At 51.2% G+C, this 344-nt stretch carries 1 protein-coding gene; it reads right to left on the bottom strand.

Annotated features, from left to right (window positions below):
- Positions 1–124: 124 nt before the first annotated feature.
- On the bottom strand, positions 125–344 hold a 220-nt coding region (locus AB9F29_RS21540; RefSeq protein ID WP_369757206.1), incomplete at its 5' end, for a tetratricopeptide repeat protein.

Consider the following 344-nt stretch of genomic DNA (forward strand, 5'->3'; position numbering starts at 1 on the left):
AATCAGGCATGTCGATCGTCTCGAGAAGCGCAAGCACCTGTTGGTATTCACGGCGGTTATAAAGTGAAAAAACCTCTGGAAAAGAGAACCAATTGGGATGCACAGGATTCAGCGTTTTGGCGCGCTAAACCAGTAATATCCCCTCGTCCCACGCGCCGCTAAACGCAAGACGCATGCCGTAATGTGCGAGAGCCGTGCTGCTATTTGGGTTGAGCGAGAGGGCAGTTCTTCCAGCATCTTTAAAGCCGGTAATATCCCCCAGCGCAAAATAAATATTCGCAAGCATGAGATGGGCCGCAGAAGATTCAGGGTCCAATTCTACGGCGCGATTGGCCGCGTGTTTT

Origin of the sequence: Falsihalocynthiibacter sp. S25ZX9 (genome assembly GCF_041205405.1) — a bacterium.
GTDB lineage: Bacteria > Pseudomonadota > Alphaproteobacteria > Rhodobacterales > Rhodobacteraceae > Falsihalocynthiibacter > Falsihalocynthiibacter arcticus.